This is a genomic window from Catenibacterium faecis, from assembly GCF_014306455.1.
Classification (GTDB): Bacteria; Bacillota_I; Bacilli_A; order Erysipelotrichales; family Coprobacillaceae; genus Catenibacterium; species Catenibacterium mitsuoka_A.
This window is the reverse complement of sequence record NZ_JACRWG010000141.1, coordinates 1-1,186: the sequence shown is the minus strand read 5'-3', so window position 1 is coordinate 1,186 and position 1,186 is coordinate 1. Positions and strand designations below refer to the sequence as shown.

Genomic DNA, 1,186 nt, shown 5'->3' with positions numbered 1-1,186 from the left:
GATAGTGTAAAATATTTTGTGTAAATTATGATTTTTCAATTATAGAAAATGGACATATTTCCTAGTAAAATTAAGTCGACCAAAACATTAATCTAAGGAGATATGCCCATGAATTATTTTACTACATCTTTAATGAAAAATCTAATTACTAATGACAATAATCTTCCTCTTTTTGAGGAAGCTGTTGCCGAACTTTTTAGAAGTGAACTTGAAAAATCTATCAATGAAATTCTTGAACACGAATTAACTTTATTTCTAGATTATGAACGTTATGACAGAAGTAATAATGAAGATTCTCGAAATGGAAGCTATATTCGTACATTCAATACTAAATATGGTGTACTCAATATTAAAATGCCTAGAGATCGTTTAGGTCTATTTTACTCAAGTCTGCTTCCTAAATATCGTCGGCATGATCATTCTACTGATCAAACAATCATTGATCTATTTGATAAGGGATTATCAAATCAAGATATTTCTAGTATTGTCAATCATTTATGCGGTGCTAGTTATTCTAAACAAACAGTAAGCAATATTACAGATAAATGCATAGAAAACATTGATAAATTCAAATCTAGACAGTTATCTAAAGAATACGCTGTTGTTTATACGGATGCAACATGCATGGCCTTGCGAAGAGATACTGTTGCAAAAGAAGCAGTGCATATAGCAGTTGGTATTACTGTTGAAGGCACAAAAGAGATTTTAGGATACTCTATAGCACCCAACGAATCTGCTGAAATTTGGAAAGAAGTTCTAGAAGATTTCAAATCAAGAGGTTTAGAAAATGTATCGTTATTTTGTACAGATGGTCTAGCTGGTATGGAAGAAGTTATTGAACAGACTTTTCCAACAGCTAAAATTCAAAGATGTCTAGTACATATATCTAGAAATATAGCGGCCAAAGTACGTGTAACAGATAGAAAAGAAATACTAGATGATTTCAAAGAAGTATATAATGCAGCCAAATTAGAAGAAGCATTATCAAATCTTGAAACATTTACTTCAAAATGGAAAAGAAAATATCCTAGAGTAATTGATATTTTAGATAAAAATACGCATCTATTAACGTATTTTGATTATCCAAAGGAAGTAAGACATAGTATTTATTCAACGAATCTGATTGAAGGTTTCAACAAGCAACTTAAGAAGAAATTTAAGTTGAAGGAACAGTTTCCAACCGAAA

General features: G+C 30.4%; 1 protein-coding gene. It reads left to right on the top strand.

All coding sequences use genetic code 11. From position 1 onward, the window contains the following. Positions 1 to 108 precede the first annotated feature (108 nt). Positions 109 to 1,186, top strand: a 1,078-nt coding sequence (locus tag H8909_RS13120) for an IS256 family transposase (protein ID WP_187013145.1), incomplete at its 3' end; no start/stop codon positions are given.